Origin of the sequence: Geothrix campi, assembly GCF_024609265.1 — a bacterium.
GTDB classification, from domain to species: Bacteria; Acidobacteriota; Holophagae; order Holophagales; family Holophagaceae; genus Geothrix; species Geothrix campi.
This window is the reverse complement of sequence record NZ_JANHMP010000001.1, coordinates 182,122-198,627: the sequence shown is the minus strand read 5'-3', so window position 1 is coordinate 198,627 and position 16,506 is coordinate 182,122. Positions and strand designations below refer to the sequence as shown.

The following is a 16,506-nucleotide window of genomic DNA, read 5'->3' as shown; positions in this document are numbered from 1 at the left end:
TAGGGCCGCCTGTCCCATTTGGGGTTTTGCCGTGGTGGCAGACCCCGCCCCGATTCGCCCGGCGCTGAATCCAGCGCGGGGCCTTGCCCTGCCTGGACGCAGGGGGAGGATCGCATGCTCGCAAGTCTGACGGTTCAAGACGTCATCAACGGTTTTACCCTGGCGGGCATTGGCCTGCTGGGGATCTTCGGCCTCGTCTGGTGCGCCATGCCCAAGGGGAAGCGCCTGAAGGCCCTGCCCAACGGCACCCGCCGCGTAACCGCTCAGGAGCTGAAAGAGGCCCACGAGCAGACCTGGAAAAACGAGCAGGCCGTCGACGCGCTGCGCCGCGGGGGTGCCCTGTGATCGTTCGCCTGAGCCCAAATCGCTGGATGGACCTGGGCACGCTGACGCGCTTCGAAAGCCGACCGGTGGACCTGGTAGATGGCGTCATGCCGACCCTTTACGTCACGCCCGTTCAGGGGCCCATGCTGGTGCTGAACGATGACGAGGCGCTGGCAGTTGAGAGTTTCCTGGAGGAGCAGACACGCCCCTTCCCCATGCTGACCATGGCCCCGGGCCTTTTGGATCGTGAGCCCCTTGGGGGCGAACCCGAGGCGCCGAGTTTGAGCGACCTGACCGCCGTGGCACTGGCGACCCTGCAAGACATGGCCGAAGCCCGCCGGGAGTCCGCGGCGCTGAACGTGTTACAGCGCCTGCGCCGGTTCATCTTCGGGGGTGCCCGATGACCGGCACCACGAAGCCCCGGGCGGAGGATGCCAACGGCATGGACGTGATTTACGTCGCCGGGCCCTACTCAGCCGCCACGCCCCAGGGAGTGGCCCAGAACGTGGCCGCCGCCGTGGCCTTCGGCCAGAAGGTGCGGGCCCTTGGTGCGCTGCCCGTGGTGCCCCACCTGACCATCCTGCCCACGGATGACTACGAGGCGGCCATGCGGGAGTGCTTCGAGATGATCCGCCGCTCTGACGCTGTGATCCTCATGCCCACCTGGAAGCAGAGCCCAGGCGCCGGCCGGGAATTGGACTTCGCCCGCGCCCTGGGCCTGACGGTCTTCGATCACCTGGTAGACCTCGCCTCTGTGTACGACGCACAGAAGACCCAGGGGGTGGGCCGTGCCCTCGCTTCGTGATCTTCAGATGGCGAACCTTCGGGAACAGCTGGAGGCGCTTCTGGCGCCCCGGTTGCCCCATCCCGTGCCACCCCTGGCGGACCCCGCCTATCAGACCTGGCGGAAGCGCTTCGAGCGGTACGTCGAGCGCAAGACCAAACTGCACGACCAGATTCACGAGCTGGGAGGCCTTCATGCGGCTGCGTGAAAAGGAAGCCTATCAGCGCCACCAGACGCACATCGTCACCATGGATGACGTCGCCAGGGATCGCCGGGCCCGCGAGGCCCAGGCGCGGAAGGACGACGAACGGAAGAGGCAGGCGGCTAAGGAAGCCGCCAAGGGCCCGGCGCTGCTGGGCATGGGAGGCGATCATGCTGAGTGACTTGACCCTTCTGGCCGTGCTGGTGGTCTTCGCCGGGGCCGTGTACGGCATCCTCCGGAGCCAGGACAAGCGGGGATCGCGTGAGCTGCAGCACGGCGAAATCAACGTACCGGAACAGATGATTGCTGACCTGGTGGATGAGATCGAGCTGGGCCGGCTGCACGCTGGTCGCCTGCGCCTCGGCATGCAAAAGCTGATTGACCACTGGCCCGGACATTTCAGGCCAGAGGAGCTGGCGGAAGCCCAGGCCCTCATCGATGAGGCGGCTGGGGTGGGGCTATGAACCGCGCCGAAGCTGAGTTCATCCTGGCCCCCATCGTCCTGGGGTTTGAGTGCGCCAAGGATCGCGCCGCCGAGCTGCTGAAGCAGAGCCAGGACCGCGGCCTGGATCGCACCCGACTCCACGAAGTAGCGAGGCATGAGTGCGATCTGGAGCAGGCCCTGGCCTACGTCCTGGCCCGCGGCAAGAGCTGGAGCGTGGACGGGCTTATGCAGGCCGTGGACACCGGCCGCACGGTGGCAACGTGGCCCGGCGTGTTGCCCGGATCCGACTACCGGGAACGCACCATCGCGGCCTGGCGCGAAAGCAAGGCCGGCGTGGAAGCCGCCTCGAACGTGGTGCCGCTGGCGGTGCCGGCATGAGCGATCTGGTGCATCCGGAAAGCTACTGCCGCCACGGGGAGGCGAGTTGGATCCAATGCAAAAGGTGCGCGGACCTCATCGACCGCGCCAGCTTCCCTCTGATTGGGTTCATGGTGGAGCCCGGGGGCTGTGCTAAGTGGTCACATGACCTGAAGATCGCCCCGGAGCATCTGGCCGAAGTGATCAGCGGCCGGAAGACGTTCGAGGTCCGCCGGAACGACCGCGACTTCCGAGCTGGAGACGTGGTGTATCTGAAGGAATGGGATGGCTATAAGTTCACGGGCCTTCAGGTTTCCAAGTATGTGCCCTACCTTACGGACTTCGAGCAAAAGGCCGGGATTGTAGTCATGAGCCTGGCGCCGTGGAACTGGGTTACGGTGCGGCAATGAAGGGCCGCGAGGTCAAGGCCATCCGGGCAACGCTGGGATGGACCGCGGGGAACCTGGCCGATCTGCTGGCCGTGCACGCCACTACGGTTTTCCGGTGGGAAGCCCAAGGGGATCGACCCATCAAGGCCGAGGGCATGGCGAAGCGGGTTCTTGGATGGCTGGCTCAGGTCGTCGCCTTGAAGCCCGCCATTGAGCAGTTGCAGAAGCGGATGGATCGGGAGGGACACCTGGCGGCATTCGCCTATGTCGTGGGCTATGGCTACGGCCTGGAGCTCTTCCGGACTGAGCGACAGCCCGGCGGATTCGTCCGAAACACCAACCCCTGCGCCCCGCCCTGGGAGCGCCAGAAGTGCCCGAAGTAGCGGCCTAACGCCCCGAGCTAACCCGGCGCGGGCTACCGCGTCCGGCGAGTGAAACGAGCGAAGGTTGAGCGACCTGTTGGGCGCGCGATTGGAGGAACACATGGCAATCAATCCGAAGTGGTGCCGTTACGCGTTGAAGGGGGGCTACGTGAAGCGAATCAGCCGAGCATCAAACCGAGTCACGATCTGGCTTTGGCGGCACAACAGAGGGCTGACGATCAAGGAACTGAAGTAGCGCCCAACTTCGGAGCTAGCTCGGCGCGCAAAGCGCGTCCGACGCTGAGCGACAGGTTAGAAAGCCGCCGACAACGAATAAAGGAAACTCAATGATCGCTGCGCTTTTTGTGGAAACCAACGGATGCTACTTCGGGCTGCCGAATGTGGACCCATGGGACATTCGCCGGGACGCGAGGCTCTACGAGGGGCCTTGGCCTGTGGTGGCACACCCGCCCTGCCAGCGATGGGGACGCTACTGGGGTGGAGCGCCCCGCACCTGGCCGCGCCTCAAACTCGGTGACGATGCTGGATGCTTCGCCGCAGCCCTGGCTGCTGTGAGGAAATTCGGTGGTGTCATCGAACACCCCGAGGGAAGCCACGCCTGGAAGCACTTCGGAATCAACGCCCCCCCCCGGCGTGGTGGGTGGGTTCCTGCTGGGGGCTGGGTTGAGGGTGAGAAGGGGTGGACCTGCTGTGTCGAGCAAGGGGCCTATGGACACCGCGCCAGGAAGGCCACCTGGCTTTACGCCTTCGGCATTCCTGAACTGCCCGAGTTGAAGTGGGGGAGAGCGGATGGTGACTTTCTGCGACTCGATGACGGGTTTCACTCCAAAGAAGAGCGAGCTCGCGCTGTGAAAACCGGCTCTTGCCAACGCCTGAGCCAACGCCAGAGAGCCGCTACGCCGGTCCCATTCCGGGATCTCCTCATCTCCCTCGCGGCCAGAACGGAAGAAATGGTGAAGGCTATCTAACTTTGAATTAGACGACCTAAGAAAAACGGCCAACGCCAACCACTGAACGCAGCAACCCAGCCAGGCCCAGCACTGAACAGTTCGCCTAAACCACTAAACGAGGCAAGCATGCGAGGCACCACGATCCAGCCCGCGACCGGTCCCCATTCCAGTGTCCGGTACGTCATCGAATGGCAGGCCTGCGAACCCTTCGGGGAGCGGGCCCTGCTCATCAACACGTTTGCCACGATGAAGACGAATCGAGTGTCCCAGGTGCTGGGCCATGTCTGGCCGAAGATGGGGCGCTGGTGCGCCTCGGACAAGGCCGGGAAGTTCCTGGGCCGGTTCCGCACGCAGGAGCAGGCCCGCGCCCGCGTGGTGCAGCCCCAGGTTCTGAACGGGGCGCCCGTGCTGGTCAGGTCGTTGAAGTAGTCCAATCGCTCCATCAATCCCACGAAAGGGGAAGCCATGCCCGAACCGCACGTATTTGTCTCACTGGCCGAAGCCCTGCCACAAGAACAGGCCCGCGTCCGAGAAGTTCTTGCCATATACAAATCCCTCGGGGCGGCAGGCGTCATCGGCGCGGCGATGATCGAAGACGACCTTAGGGCCGCTGATCGAGCCATTGCCACTCAAGACATCGTAGCGATGCTCCGGTGCTATCAGACCCTGAAGCAGATCCACGAGTAATGCCCAGGGGTGCGGGGCGCCGCAGGCGCTCCGCACCCCTAGTCTTGACTCCGGCGCTACATTTTTCGCGCCGGGGGTTCCGGAAGGGGAACCTAGTGAAGAAAGAGAAGATGGACGCGGCGACACCCGGCGAACTAGCCGCCGCTCTCCGTCATTCCATCGGGCAGGACCACATGGGCCAACCCATCCACCCGGAGGACGGGGGACACGTCCGGGAGCTGGCCAGGATGGGGCGGGACTTCGGCCTGGCCTACGGTGCCCATGAGTCCCTGGGCCTCGAGCCCTGGAAGCGCCTCAGCCTGGATCAGCTCGCCGCCTTCGTGGCGAAGACCATCAGCCCGCACCCGGAGGACTTCCAGGCCAAGGCCGAGGCCGTGAAGCGCTTCGAGGGAGAGCGGCTGTGGAAGGAAGCCAAGCGCCTGGACACCTGCGGCACGCCGTGGGGCCGCGTGGTGCGCCTGTTCTGGAAGGATCGCAAGGGCCGAGAGGTCATGCGGACCCGCGGACTTCATAGCTGCAAGCACCGCTGGTGTCCGCGCTGCGGGAAGCCCAGGCAAACCAGACTCGCCGGCCAGATGGAGCGGGTAGTGGAGCTGGCCCGGGAGTGGGGATTCGATGAGGCACACCTGCGCTTTGTCACCCTCACCGTGCCCAACGGAAAGAACATTCCAGCACTACGAGAAGAAGCACACTCCGCGTGGGCTCGCCTTCAGAGAACGCGCTGGTGGCCGGGCCGCGTCTTCGGCTGGTTCCGCGGCTCCGAGGTCATCACCGGCAAGGATGGCGCCTGGAACATGCATCTTCATATCGTCGTGATCCTTTGGTCCCGACAGATCAGCTATCAGAACGTCTGGGATGCCTGGGAGGCGGCCTGCGGCGGGCGCTACCAAGTGGACATTGAAGGCCTTCAGGACATTCGCCGGAAGGCCAAGGGGAACGGCACGGTGCGGGCCGTCCACTACATCAGCAAATACATCGCCAAGCGTGAGGAGCTGGCCAAGCTGAAGGAAGGGCCCGGCGGCCTGGCTCACCTGTTCAGCGGTACTCGAGGCATGCGGACGTTCGCCATGGGCGGCGGGTGCAGCGTCCTCCGGCGCATGCTGGACGTGCTGATGCCCACCTGGGCACTCCAGGCGGAGCGCGTCATGGAGGATGCCGAGCTGCGCGACGGGAAGGCCCCCTTCCGCTGTGAGGAAGTGGACCCCACGACCGGCGAAGTCATGGAGTCCGCTATCCCCAAGCCGTACCTGGATGAGCGGGAAAAGGCCCGATGGCGGGCCCTAGCAGAGCCCCTGTGGTTCGAGTCCACCCGAACCGTGGGCCGGAAGGCCGGGCCCCGGGGACAGTTCCGGAGGATCGGCGGCCTACCCTACGAAAGCAAGGGCATCACCCTGGACGACCACCGGAAGGGAAAGCAGCAGGAAGGCATCCGCGCCCTGGTGGCCGGCGGGCGCTGGCGGGTTCAACAGTGGGAAGAGTTCAGCAAGAAGACCGGGAAAACGCTCAAATTCAGCGTGGTCCTGCCGGTCGGGCGCTACTCGTGGCGACCCATCGCCGCCAGGGTCTGGGCCGCCATGGGCCTCGATCAGCGCGGCTGGAGCGAGCTGCGCCGCGTGGCCTTCCGTGCCCATGCTGAGGCTTCCGTTCATCCGCTGGACAAGCGCGACAACATGCACATCATCGCCGCGGCGCTGGATGACCGTCTGACCTTCAGCGACGGCGAACACCGCACCACCACCACCCGCCGGAGCCTGAAGGCCGCCGAGCTGTGGAACCAGTACCTCACCGAAATGAGGACCAACCCCCTGGCCGTCTGGGATGACGCGACCCAGGCCATCCGCCGCCGTGCCCTTCACCTTGAACGCCCCAACCTGCTGGAAGTCGAAGGCCCAGCCCTTCGCCAACTCCGGCAAGACCTCGACCCCACCTTCTAGGAGCCCCATGCCCATCGAAAAACAGTCCTACCGCTACTCTGACGCCGCCATCGTGTTAGGCGTCAGCCGCCGAACCATCCGCCGCTGGGTGGACCTCGGCCTGTTGCCAGTCATCCGAGTGACCCAGCGGACCATCTTCGTCTGCCGCAAGGCCGTGGAAGCTATGATGTCCACGCCGCTGCCCTTCGATGAAACCGACCGCAAGGTTCTATTCGCCCACAAGAGGAGTTGAGAACATGTACCAAACCGATGACTGGTCCTCTGAAGTCAGGGCGATATGGGGTTTCGGTAGCATCATCGCCGTAACCATTTCCTGGGGCATCAATAAGTCAATCCTGTGGGCGATGCTGCACGGCGTCTTGTCCTGGCTTTATGTGACGTACTACGCCCTCCGCCGCCTTGGGCCGATGTGACCCATGGCGATGACGAAGAAGAACCTGCTGGCCCTGCTGGAAGACTGGCCCGACGAAACGGAAATACACGTTGAGGCCAAGCCCGGCGGAGTGACCGAGATTCGGCTTTGCGCGTTCGGGAGGGCGGAGGCCTTACTGGACAAAGACACGGGAATCCTTGCCGTGGGGCCCGTGGTCTTCAACCCCAAAAACTAGCCCGCCACTCCCCACCCGAAGGCCCTCCACCCGGGGGGCCTTTTTCTGCCTCGTCCACCCCGCCGGCCATCACACCCCTGAACCCATAGGGGGAACGCGGGGGAATGGCGGGGGCACGCAGGGGGCACGGCGGGGGCCCGCTGGGGGGAATGGGCGAATATGGCCGCAACCGGGACAGATGCGGCCACGGACCCGGCGCGGAAACCGGACTCTGGAGCGGGAGGAAAGCCGTGGCAAAAGACGGAAAAATCAATTGGATGGAACCGCCCCGCGTGGTCAAGCCGGAGGAGCTGCCGTCCTTCTTACAGCCTGGGAGGCCTGACCTGGCGATGCCAGACCCGACGATGCCAGTGCTGTCCGAGGCAGAGCAGGAGGCCATCACGGAAACGGCCAGGCGTCAGCGGGAACTGGATCACACCGAGGCCGTGGCCCGGGGGACGGCCGCCGCAACCGTCAATCAGATGCTGGCCGCGCACTCGAAGACCACGACGCAGGCCCAGGAGGAGGAGCGCCAGCGCCTGGCCCCGTTCTATGCCTACATGGATAGCCTGCGCGACCTGACCGCCGACGACCAGGGCGAGGCCCGCACAGAGCTGAAGCTGACCCTCAACCGCCTCGAAGCGAACGGCGGCCCCAAGCCCACGCGGATCTTCTGCGAGGAGCTGGCGCTGGACCAGGAGGGAGTCAAGGCCCTGGGCGATCCCGGGTTCGAAATGCGAACCATGGACTACGCCAAGCGGTCCGGGCGCTTCGGCCGCTACGAATGGCGGATGAAGGGATGGGCGGCCGGTGAGCTGACGCTGGACACCACCACCACCGTGACCGTCGAGCCGCCCCCGGGCTACGTTCCGCCCGTCAATGCCGTGATTGAAGACCGGCCGAAAGAGGATCCCATGGGACACCTGAACACGACTCTGGACATGGTTTCGAAGGTGGCGGGCCTCTTCGGCGGCGGCAGCAAGGGCGGAATGGATCCCGTGGAGATCGAGAAGCTGAAGGGATTCAGCTACGAGCAGGGCCAGCGTTCCGGGAAACTGGAGGGCCAGCTGGAGGCCGACCGTGCCCACCGGAAAGAGCTGGACGAACTGCGCGAACGGCACCGCCGGGAACTGGACGAGGCCGAGCAGCGAGGCATGGCCCGCGGCCAGATCGAAGGGGAGCGCAAAGTGCGCGACGAACTGACACCCCGGATCTGGAAGCTGGAGCACGAGGCCGGCGTACCCGAGTCCAGCGTCATCGGTGAACTGGTAGGACACATGGGCGGCCCGGAGGCCTTCCAGGGCCTCATTGGCGCCGTGGTGAGCAGCCTGAACAAGCCCAAGGCCACCGCGCCCCAGCCGCACCGCCAGCCGCCCCCAGCGCCCCACCAGACGCACGCGGCGCCCGTGGTGATCAACCCCAGCGGAGAGCCCACCCGGGCCGAGCATCTGGAGGCCATGAGCCTCGTGGACGAGGCCGCGGCGATCATCGAGGAGAAGATCCCCGACGAGGGGCCCGAGGCCGCCGCCCAGCTTGCCCAGGTTCAACAGATGTTGGAGGACTTCCACGCCGCCGGCATGCAGGAGGGCCCAATGGCCGCGTGGTGGGCCGCGTGGACGCAGCACTGGAAGGCCAACGTGGAAAACATCATTCAGGCGGCAGAGCAGCACGCCGCGGAACGCGCGGGCCAGGTGCCCGCCTCAGAGGAGAGCAGCGTGGACCTGGAAAGCTTGCGAGCCAAACTGATGGAGGCCCTGGATTCAGGCAAGACGGATGAGGAAATCCTGGAAGGCCTGAAATCCACCGTTCCCGATGAAACGCGGGCCGCCTGGCTCCGCGCCATGGGCGCCATGCCCATCGCCTTCGTGGCGGGCGCCATCGGTCAGGGCCAGCACAATGACCGCCTGATGCAGCTCCTGACCGCCTTCAAGGCCCAGCAGTAGACCACCCCAACCCCAACCATCGAAAGGGAAACCATGATCGTCTATCGCAACTGGCAGAAGAAGACCGGCGGAGCCGTGGGGAACCTCTGCGAAGGCTGGTTCCTGTTCGGGATCCTGCCGCTCTACATCCGCAGCCTCAACGTCAAGGTGCCCCTGCCGAAGCGCTGAAGCCCCACGACCGAGCAAAGGCCCGCCACCCGGCGGGCCTTTGCATGTCCGGCGCCAGGTGCGGCCCGGAGCGGCCACGGGCCGGAACGGAACGCCAGAGGCTTGGGACATGCTGTGGACCCCGACCGTCTCCCCGCTGGAATACCGACCCCCTGTGCTGGCACCGCCGGCCGCCGTGGTGAGCCAGGCCCCGGCCTCCTCCCCCAGCGTCCAGCCCCCGGCCAAGCCCCCGGCGCTGGCGCCGAAAACGGGAATCCAGACGACGAAGACGGTCAGGGTCTACGGTTCAAATGACGAGCAGGCCGCCGCGAAGGTGGCCGTGTTGCGTGAGCAGGTGGTCAGGCCCGCCCTGGGCGCTGGCCCGCGCGGCATGGCGAACACCCGAGCCCTGCTGGCCGAGGCCCTGGGAAGCGCGCCGAAGACCACCAACGGCCACCACAAGAGCGCCGAAGCCGTGCGCATCTACGAATGGGTGCGCAGCCGCGTCCGGTACGTGAACGACCCCGCCGGCCGTGAGCTGTTCCAGCAGATCCCGGAACTGATGAAAGACGGAATCGGGGATTGCGAAGACTTCACCGGCCTGCTGGCGGCACTCTTCACGGCCGCGGGAATTCAGGTCAAAGCCCGCCTTATCCAGATCCCGCGAAAAAAGGGCTGGGCCCACATCTACCCCGTGGCCCTGCTGGACGGGAAGTGGAGGGCCTTCGACGCGACGGAAAACAACCGTGCCGGCTGGGAATACCCCCAGGCCACCAAAAGCATGGATCTTGAGGTGATGCCTTGAGCACAATCCAGATTCTCGGCAGCACCGAAGCCTTTTCAGGCCTGGCGGATGATCTGCTCTACCTCGTGAGCGGCCCGGCCACGGTGCCCACCGCGCCGGCCGTGTCGTCTTCGGTGAATCCCTACGTGATCACGGCGGAGCCCAGCGGCGGGGGCTTCCTCGACTTCCTCACCACGGCCAGCAACTTCGTGACGAAGGCCGGCCAGAGCGCCGTCCAGGTGATGAATGCAGCCGGCAAGGCCAAGGCCCAGGCGCGAATCACCGGCACCGCCGTGAATGATGCCTACTACCGGAACATCGTCAACACGCCGTATTCCTGGTTCGACCAGGAAATGGTCCCGGGCCTGAAAAATTCCGCCTTGCTGGCCATCTTGGCAGCCGCGGGCCTCGGCCTGTTCCTGATGAACCGCAAGCCTTCCCAGGTGGTGCAACCATGACCGGAGTCGTCACCAACACCTTTTACACCCCGGACGACATTCAGCCCCTGGTGCAATCCTCAGACGGCCGGATGGTGCCCGCGGGCTCCCAGAGCATGCTCCCCGCCACGCAAGGCGGGAACCTTCCCACGTACCCGCAGAGCGTGCCCGGTAACTCCTGGATGACCCAGGAAAGCATTATCCCGGGCCTGCGCAACGTGACCGTGCTGCTGGGAGCCGGCATCGCCGCCCTGGGCATCTGGTTCATGGTCCGCAAGGCCAGCCACAAGGTGATCGCGTGACCGCCTTTGGCGCGGTAGCGCCCGAGCTGGACGAAACGCCGCTCCAGATGAACCCCATGTTCGCCCGGATCGTTCAGCCCCTCATCACGCAGGTGAAGGCCCGAGCCTTCGCGGAGAAGCAGGCCACGGCCCAGGCTGACACGCCGGGCGCCAGTGCGCCGCTGCCATCGCTGCAAGAGCTGATCAAATCCGTCACCGCGCCGCAGCCAATGATCGCAACCGCGACGAACATCGGACCCGCCAACGGCGAAGCCATTCTGCCGACGCCCATGCCCATCCAGGCCCCCACGACCGAGACCGCGGCCGCGACCGCCACGGCACCCGCGGCCGTGCCCGCCGCCATGCCAGTGGCATCGAATCCCCAGCCCCAGGCGCCCGGGTTCTTCGACCAGCAGATCATCCCCGGCGTGCGAAACCTCTATCTGGTGGCCGCCGCCGGGATCCTGCTCGCCTTCGTCTTCTTCCGGAAGGGCCGCCGATGAGTCACGTTTTCATTCTTCACACCCCATTCGATCCCCTCAACATTCAAGCCCGCGCCGTGCCGCAGCCCATGGGCTGGCGGCCGATGACGCCGCTGGATGACTACGGCGACATGCAGGGCCTGGGCAGCTTCTTCAAGAAGGTGGCGCAGACCGTTTCCAAGGTGGCGCTGGCGCCCATCAAGCTCGTGAGTCCGCAGCTCGCAAAGAACCTGTCGAAGATCGACAACAAAATCATCGACAAGGTGGACGACCTCCACACGAAGATCAACGTCTGGGCCAAGAAAAATTCGAAGTGGCTGATTATCGTGGCGGCCATCGCCATCACGATTTACACCATGGGCACCGGGGCGACCATCGCCGCGAAAATGCTCAGTGGGATGCAGGCCATCGGCGCCAAGATGGCCGCCGCAAAGGCCGCCGTGGGCTCCCTCTTCACCAGTGGCGCCGCAGCAGGAGGAGCGACGGCCGCCACCACGGCCACCACCGCCGCCGGCACATCCTGGATTGCCACGGGCGCAAAGCTGGCCCTTGCCGGTTCCCAGCTCCTCGTCAATGGCAGCAAGGTCAGCGACCTCAGCGCCGAGCAGGCCGCCCAGATGCTGGAAGCCCAGAAGCAGGGTTACAACCTGGTAGACCCATCCCTCCAGCCGCTCCTCCAGCAACGGGTCCAGCTGGGCGGCGGCCCCATCCAGTACGACGCGAACGGCTACCCCATTGAGCCCACGGGAGGCTTCGGCCAGGTGCCCGCTGGCATCACCGCGAACGGCACCTATGCACCCGGGACCTATACCCCGGGCATCGGCGGCGGCGGCAGCATGGGCTCGGGCAGTTCCAACCCCTGGTTGGTGCCGGCCCTGGTGGTCGGTGGAATCGGCCTCGTGGTGCTGGCCACCCGATGACGTACGCGGAAACCTTCAACGTCCAGGAATGGCTGGAAGATGACGCCAAGTGGCTGCGCTGGGCCATGCAGAGCCTGACGGCCCGCAACCTGGAAGACGTTCGATACAACCTCCAGCAGTTCTGGGCGTCCCTCGCTGACGCGAAGCTCGAGGCCTCCACCCCGCAGGATTGGGGCGACATTCTCACGCTGGATTCCCAAAGCCAGTGGACCTTGGGGAACCTCTACCAGAACGACCAGAGCGACCTCCTCAAGCAACTCAATGACATGATGCTGGCCCGCAACCTCGTAGCGCCCTCGCTGGGTTCGGTCGTGGTCATGGCGGCGCAGTATTTCAACGCCGAAACCTCCGGCATCCGCTCCCAGATTCAATCCCTGGGAACCTCCGCCGGGGCCGCCTTCGAGGCGCAGAAGAACCTGGCCAGCCAGGCGCAGGCCGCCTACCGGGACGCGAAGACCACGACGAACCAGGCCGGCAACTCCGCCGCCGTGGCGAAGACCGCCGCCTCCGGCAACGCCGGGAATACCGCGTTCAACCTGCGGCAAGCCTCCGCCATTGAAAAGCCGGTTTCCCTGATGGATTTCCTGAAGGGCGATCTGTTCGGCCTTCCGACCTGGGCATGGCTCGCGGGCACCGCGGCGATTGCCCTACTGGTGCTGACCGGCCCCACGGTCGTGATGGCCAACACCGCCTACCGAAAGGCCACGGCATGACCGCCAAGACGAACCCCGCCCCGGCCTTCGGCTCCGCCGAGCGGGCCCGCGTGATGAAGGGCATCAAGAAGGTGTCCGGCAAGTCCGGCGCCCGCGCCAAGAAGCGGCGCGACCGAGGAGCCAAGCGCAAGGCCCAGGACCACGCCGAGAAGACCTATCAGCGCCTAAGCACCAAGGAAGCGAAGGGCGAGAAGCTGACGAAGGCCCAGGCCGCCGCACTGAAGCGCCACGAGCCCGCAGCGCTACGAGGCGCGGGCCTGGTGGGAACCGATGCCGAAGTGATGGCCGAGGCCGAGCGGCTTTCCAAGGAACACCAGAAGCAGGAGGCCGCCTACGGCAAAGCCGTCGCCCGCATCCTGGGCGAGAAGGGCATCACCAGCGCCGTCAAGATCAGCCGCGCCGATGGCACCCCGTTTGAGCGTGTCGAGCTGGAAGGGCTTCAGTCCATGGGCTGGCAGATCCACCCCGGCGGAACCATCGCGGCCCAGGTCGGGAAGGTGCTGAAGGGCAACCGGTTCAACCCCACCGATGCACTGGCCAAGGCCCTGGGCCCCGAAGGGGAAACCCGCGCCGTGGTCATCGTGGCGCCGGGCATCACCGAGGACACCCTGCACCGGCTCCGAGGCTCTGGCTACGACCTCAGCCCAGCCCCCAAGCGCATGCGTGAGGCCGAAGTGAAGACGAACCCAGCGCCCGGGAAACTGTCCCGAAAAACGGCCCTCGGCCTGCTGGCCGTGGCCGGCTACCACGGCGATCACCGGGCATGGGTTCGGGTCTATGTCGAGAACCGAATCAGCCGGAAGGCGGCCGATGAAGCCTGGGCCAAGGGCGAAAACCAGCGCCGGGCCGGGATGCCCTGCTCGTGCTGGGAGTGCAAACCCAAGACCAACCCCACAGCGGCACAACCCGCCGTCCAGAAAAAGGTCTATGACGCGCTCCGCAAGGGCATCGCCGCGCCTTCCGACATCGCCCGCGTGGCGAAGGTGGAGGAGCCCCAGGTAGAGGCGGCACTGACCCGGCTCCAGTCCATGGGCCTCGCCCACGTGGTGCGGGAATCCATGTTCGGCTGGGAGTGGGCACCGGGCGCACTCCAGAAGGGCCTTGCCTTCAATCCCAACGGGCAGGAGCGTCCGCGTGCGGCCACGGGCCAAGTCAAAGGGCAGCAGCCTGGGAACATGACGAAGGCGAACCCCAAGAAGGCCCCGAAGAAGACCGCCCCCAAGGCGGCCAAGAAGCCCGCCGCCATTGGTCCGGATAAGGTTCAGCCCCTCAAATCCAAGGCCGCCGATCGGCACCGCCTGGAGGTGGCCGTCACGGAACTGCTGAAGGGCAAGCCCGCGCCGAAGGCCAAGGCGAAGACCGCCAAGGCCACCCCGGAAAAGTTCACCATCACGGGCCGATTCAACCCCACCAACCCCGCCGATCTGCTGAAGGTCTGGCGCGACTGGACGGGCTCCGATCCCCGGGAAACCCTCACATTCAAGGTGGATGGCGACACCCATGGCATGCCCTCGCATGTGGTGGTCCTCGGCCGCGTCAGCCGCTTCATCAGTGAAGACGGGAAGCTCGTGGATTTCGGAGAGTCCGGACCCATGGCGGTGACAGACAAGAGCGCCCGCCGCATCTGGCTACTGGACGGCCGCGCCCGAAAAGTCAGCTTTACCGCTTCCGTCATCTGCTACCTGGCCCGCAAACCGAAGTTCGGGGACCGCGGCCTGGTGGAGTACGTCCACGCCTTCACGCGCCCCGCCCGGGTGGTCATGAACGGCCAAGTGGGCACCCTCGCGGGCGGCTTCAAGATCACGCCTCGCGGATTGGAGGGCTAGACCCATGAAGACCATCCAGGCCCTGAACGGCAAAGACGACCAGTTCACGCTCACCGCCCTCAACCGGGCGGCAAGTAAGGCGACGGGCCAAGCCCGCGCCACGATCCAGGGACTAATCCGGTCCCTCTCTTCCACAACTGCGGCCCGTGGCCGCTCTGCAAAGGAGCTTCCCATGAAGAAGCACCACAAGCGGGCCACGAAGAAGGCCCGCAAGTCCAACCCCACCGCCGCCCCCAAGGCCTACAAGGTCAACCGGCACGGCAAGCACCACACCACCAAGCACAACCCCACCGCGGCGAAGGCCCGGCCCAGCTTCAGCGGCAAGCTGAACATGGCCGGCATCATCGAAGTGGCGAAGGAAGGCGCCCTGGTGGCCGCCGGTTCCCTGGGCTCCTCGTTTGCCCAGCGCCAGGCCGAGCGGCTCCTGCCGGACTTCAACCCGACGCTCCGGACCATCCTCGCCACTGGCGCACTGGCCGGCGGCGCCCTCTACTTCGGCGGCAAGACCTTCGGCAAGCCCATCGCCGTTGGTGCCATCGCGGAAGGCATCCGCAGCCTGGGCCAGTCCTTCATGCCCGAGCTCTTCGCGGGCGTGGACGGCAACGATGTGGCCGGCGTGACCGGCTACTGGGACGAAAACGGCCAGTGGGTTGATGCGGGCGTGTCCGGCCTGACCTACCCCCTCGGCTACGCCGAGCCCACCCTGCCGATCCGGCCCGCCGGCTTGTAGGGAGGTGCCCATGCGCTCGCTCTTCTCTCGCAACGCCCAGGAACGGCTCCCCAAACGGGCCGTACCTGCCACCCCCGCCACCCCTGCCACCCCCGGCATTTCTGCCACCCCCGCCACCGCTGCCGCCCCTGTGGCGACCAGCCCCCAGGAGATTCGCACCATGGCCCTCGACAACATCGGCGAGAAGGACACCCAGCCCCTCTTCTTCCGTCTCACCCAGGCCGCCAACGCTGCCCAGGCCGGCAACTCCAAGGTGCCCCTGTTCAACGTCACGCGCACCACCAACCCGGACAAGACGAACCTGGAAGTGGCGAACGGCATGCCCAACACCAGCCGCTTCATCGTCTCCGGCGTGGAAATCCGCGTGAACCCCAACACCACGGCCGCCGCGCTGGCCATGTTCATCGCTCACACCCGCCTCGTCCTGAACGTCGGCGCCAAGGGCTATGAAAAGCTCAACCAGCCCACCATCCTGTTCCCCGGCCTCGGCGGCGTGCGGAACATCACCGGCCTGGACTTCAGCACGTCTGACGTGCGCGGCCTCCACACCTTCAACCCCGGCGAGGAGGTCAAGCTCCAGGAGTCCCAGACCTTCGACATGCGGTTCGAAGTGGACGCCACCGGTTACACCCTCGGCGCTGCTGACGTCCTCGACGTGGTGGTGATCCTCAAGGGCCAGAAGCAGAGCCAGGTGGCCCTCTAGCCACCACGCGCCACCTGTGAACCAGCGGGCGGGCCCGCAACGGCCCGCCCGCGCCTCTTCCGGAGAACCCCATGGGCATCCCTCAGATTGCCTCGTTTCGCATGAAGCTCGGCACCACCGAGCCCACTACCAAGAGCCTGGATATCACCGGCCGGGCGGACGTGATGGTGGATCGCATTCAAGCGTTCATCACCGTGCAGCCTTCGGCCGCGGGCGCCCTGCCCACCCGTGACGCCGTGCGCATGATCGAGCGGGCCGTGCGCCTGCGCTTGGCGCTGGACCGCCAGGATGCCCAGGTCATCACCGTGGGCGACATGCCCGCCGCGATCTTCAGCCAGCTCGACCAGGGCCCCGTCGCCGTGCCGCCCTTCAAGCTCGTGGGCAACAACCAGCCCACCGTCAAGCTGGATATCAATGCGAACGTCTTCCAGACGGACGTCCTGAAGAACTACGGCGACGTCGAACTGGAAATCGTTTTCTGGGGCCAGGGGGCCTGAC

27 protein-coding genes are annotated in these 16,506 nt (G+C 65.8%); all 27 read left to right on the top strand.

Going from position 1 to position 16,506, the window contains the following annotated elements; all coding sequences use genetic code 11:
• The first annotated feature begins 114 nt into the window (after positions 1-114).
• The 27 genes from NOV65_RS01015 (at position 115) to NOV65_RS00885 (ending at position 16,505) form a co-directional block, all read left to right on the top strand.
• Entirely contained in the window at positions 115-345 is a 231-nt protein-coding gene (locus NOV65_RS01015; protein WP_257303450.1) for a hypothetical protein, read from the top strand.
• Positions 342-728, top strand: coding sequence for a hypothetical protein (locus NOV65_RS01010; RefSeq protein ID WP_257303448.1), 387 nt, complete (start codon positions 342-344; stop codon positions 726-728). The genes NOV65_RS01015 and NOV65_RS01010 overlap by 4 nt, the downstream gene beginning before the upstream one ends.
• A complete protein-coding gene (locus NOV65_RS01005; protein ID WP_257303445.1) occupies positions 725-1,129 on the top strand; it encodes a DUF4406 domain-containing protein in 405 nt (134 codons plus the stop codon). The genes NOV65_RS01010 and NOV65_RS01005 overlap by 4 nt, the downstream gene beginning before the upstream one ends.
• A gap of 7 nt (positions 1,130-1,136) precedes the next feature.
• Positions 1,137-1,316 carry a hypothetical protein gene (locus tag NOV65_RS01000; protein WP_257303444.1) on the top strand — a complete coding sequence of 60 codons (180 nt, stop codon included), beginning with the start codon at positions 1,137-1,139 and terminating at the stop codon, positions 1,314-1,316.
• Positions 1,303-1,491 carry a hypothetical protein gene (locus NOV65_RS00995; protein ID WP_257303442.1) on the top strand — a complete coding sequence of 63 codons (189 nt, stop codon included), beginning with the start codon at positions 1,303-1,305 and terminating at the stop codon, positions 1,489-1,491. The genes NOV65_RS01000 and NOV65_RS00995 overlap by 14 nt, the downstream gene beginning before the upstream one ends.
• On the top strand, positions 1,481-1,774 hold the full coding sequence (locus NOV65_RS00990; RefSeq protein WP_257303440.1) for a hypothetical protein: 294 nt from the start codon (positions 1,481-1,483) through the stop codon (positions 1,772-1,774). Before NOV65_RS00995 ends, NOV65_RS00990 begins: the two co-directional genes overlap by 11 nt.
• Positions 1,771-2,133 (top strand): hypothetical protein, encoded by a 363-nt coding sequence (locus NOV65_RS00985; protein WP_257303438.1) that lies wholly within the window; start codon positions 1,771-1,773, stop codon positions 2,131-2,133. The genes NOV65_RS00990 and NOV65_RS00985 overlap by 4 nt, the downstream gene beginning before the upstream one ends.
• A complete protein-coding gene (locus NOV65_RS00980; protein ID WP_257303437.1) occupies positions 2,130-2,522 on the top strand; it encodes a DUF3850 domain-containing protein in 393 nt (130 codons plus the stop codon). Before NOV65_RS00985 ends, NOV65_RS00980 begins: the two co-directional genes overlap by 4 nt.
• The gene (locus tag NOV65_RS00975; protein ID WP_257303435.1) at positions 2,519-2,884 is read left to right on the top strand and encodes a helix-turn-helix domain-containing protein; all 366 of its coding nucleotides are present in this window, start codon (positions 2,519-2,521) and stop codon (positions 2,882-2,884) included. Before NOV65_RS00980 ends, NOV65_RS00975 begins: the two co-directional genes overlap by 4 nt.
• Positions 2,885-3,960: 1,076 nt before the next feature.
• Positions 3,961-4,263, top strand: a complete 303-nt coding sequence (locus NOV65_RS00970; RefSeq protein ID WP_257303432.1) for a hypothetical protein — start codon at positions 3,961-3,963, stop codon at positions 4,261-4,263.
• Between the two features lie 36 nt (positions 4,264-4,299).
• Entirely contained in the window at positions 4,300-4,521 is a 222-nt protein-coding gene (locus NOV65_RS00965) for a hypothetical protein (RefSeq protein WP_257303431.1), read from the top strand.
• 95 nt (positions 4,522-4,616) lie between these two features.
• Positions 4,617-6,455 (top strand): protein rep, encoded by a 1,839-nt coding sequence (locus NOV65_RS00960; protein ID WP_257303429.1) that lies wholly within the window; start codon positions 4,617-4,619, stop codon positions 6,453-6,455.
• Between the two features lie 7 nt (positions 6,456-6,462).
• Positions 6,463-6,687, top strand: coding sequence for a helix-turn-helix domain-containing protein (locus tag NOV65_RS00955; RefSeq protein ID WP_257303428.1), 225 nt, complete (start codon positions 6,463-6,465; stop codon positions 6,685-6,687).
• A 4-nt stretch (positions 6,688-6,691) separates the two neighbouring features.
• Complete coding sequence (locus tag NOV65_RS00950) at positions 6,692-6,868, top strand: hypothetical protein (RefSeq protein WP_257303426.1); 177 nt, start codon at positions 6,692-6,694, stop codon at positions 6,866-6,868.
• Positions 6,869-6,871: 3 nt separating this feature from the next.
• Positions 6,872-7,063 (top strand): hypothetical protein, encoded by a 192-nt coding sequence (locus tag NOV65_RS00945; RefSeq protein ID WP_257303424.1) that lies wholly within the window; start codon positions 6,872-6,874, stop codon positions 7,061-7,063.
• Between the two features lie 329 nt (positions 7,064-7,392).
• Complete coding sequence (locus NOV65_RS00940; protein WP_257303422.1) at positions 7,393-8,985, top strand: hypothetical protein; 1,593 nt, start codon at positions 7,393-7,395, stop codon at positions 8,983-8,985.
• A gap of 33 nt (positions 8,986-9,018) precedes the next feature.
• Positions 9,019-9,153 carry a hypothetical protein gene (locus NOV65_RS00935; RefSeq protein ID WP_257303420.1) on the top strand — a complete coding sequence of 45 codons (135 nt, stop codon included), beginning with the start codon at positions 9,019-9,021 and terminating at the stop codon, positions 9,151-9,153.
• A gap of 109 nt (positions 9,154-9,262) precedes the next feature.
• The gene (locus tag NOV65_RS00930) at positions 9,263-9,937 is read left to right on the top strand and encodes a transglutaminase-like domain-containing protein (protein WP_257303418.1); all 675 of its coding nucleotides are present in this window, start codon (positions 9,263-9,265) and stop codon (positions 9,935-9,937) included.
• Positions 9,934-10,374, top strand: coding sequence for a hypothetical protein (locus tag NOV65_RS00925; RefSeq protein ID WP_257303415.1), 441 nt, complete (start codon positions 9,934-9,936; stop codon positions 10,372-10,374). Before NOV65_RS00930 ends, NOV65_RS00925 begins: the two co-directional genes overlap by 4 nt.
• Positions 10,371-10,655 (top strand): hypothetical protein, encoded by a 285-nt coding sequence (locus NOV65_RS00920; RefSeq protein ID WP_257303414.1) that lies wholly within the window; start codon positions 10,371-10,373, stop codon positions 10,653-10,655. Before NOV65_RS00925 ends, NOV65_RS00920 begins: the two co-directional genes overlap by 4 nt.
• Complete coding sequence (locus NOV65_RS00915; RefSeq protein ID WP_257303412.1) at positions 10,652-11,137, top strand: hypothetical protein; 486 nt, start codon at positions 10,652-10,654, stop codon at positions 11,135-11,137. The genes NOV65_RS00920 and NOV65_RS00915 overlap by 4 nt, the downstream gene beginning before the upstream one ends.
• Positions 11,134-12,036 carry a hypothetical protein gene (locus NOV65_RS00910; protein WP_257303410.1) on the top strand — a complete coding sequence of 301 codons (903 nt, stop codon included), beginning with the start codon at positions 11,134-11,136 and terminating at the stop codon, positions 12,034-12,036. The genes NOV65_RS00915 and NOV65_RS00910 overlap by 4 nt, the downstream gene beginning before the upstream one ends.
• Positions 12,033-12,749, top strand: coding sequence for a hypothetical protein (locus NOV65_RS00905; RefSeq protein WP_257303407.1), 717 nt, complete (start codon positions 12,033-12,035; stop codon positions 12,747-12,749). The genes NOV65_RS00910 and NOV65_RS00905 overlap by 4 nt, the downstream gene beginning before the upstream one ends.
• Positions 12,746-14,575: a hypothetical protein gene (locus tag NOV65_RS00900; RefSeq protein WP_257303405.1), complete on the top strand. Its 1,830-nt coding sequence runs from the start codon at positions 12,746-12,748 to the stop codon at positions 14,573-14,575. The genes NOV65_RS00905 and NOV65_RS00900 overlap by 4 nt, the downstream gene beginning before the upstream one ends.
• A gap of 4 nt (positions 14,576-14,579) precedes the next feature.
• Positions 14,580-15,305: a hypothetical protein gene (locus tag NOV65_RS00895; protein WP_257303404.1), complete on the top strand. Its 726-nt coding sequence runs from the start codon at positions 14,580-14,582 to the stop codon at positions 15,303-15,305.
• Positions 15,306-15,315: 10 nt separating this feature from the next.
• Positions 15,316-16,008 carry a hypothetical protein gene (locus NOV65_RS00890; protein ID WP_257303402.1) on the top strand — a complete coding sequence of 231 codons (693 nt, stop codon included), beginning with the start codon at positions 15,316-15,318 and terminating at the stop codon, positions 16,006-16,008.
• Between the two features lie 71 nt (positions 16,009-16,079).
• Positions 16,080-16,505, top strand: a complete 426-nt coding sequence (locus NOV65_RS00885) for a hypothetical protein (RefSeq protein ID WP_257303399.1) — start codon at positions 16,080-16,082, stop codon at positions 16,503-16,505.
• Position 16,506 lies beyond the last annotated feature (1 nt).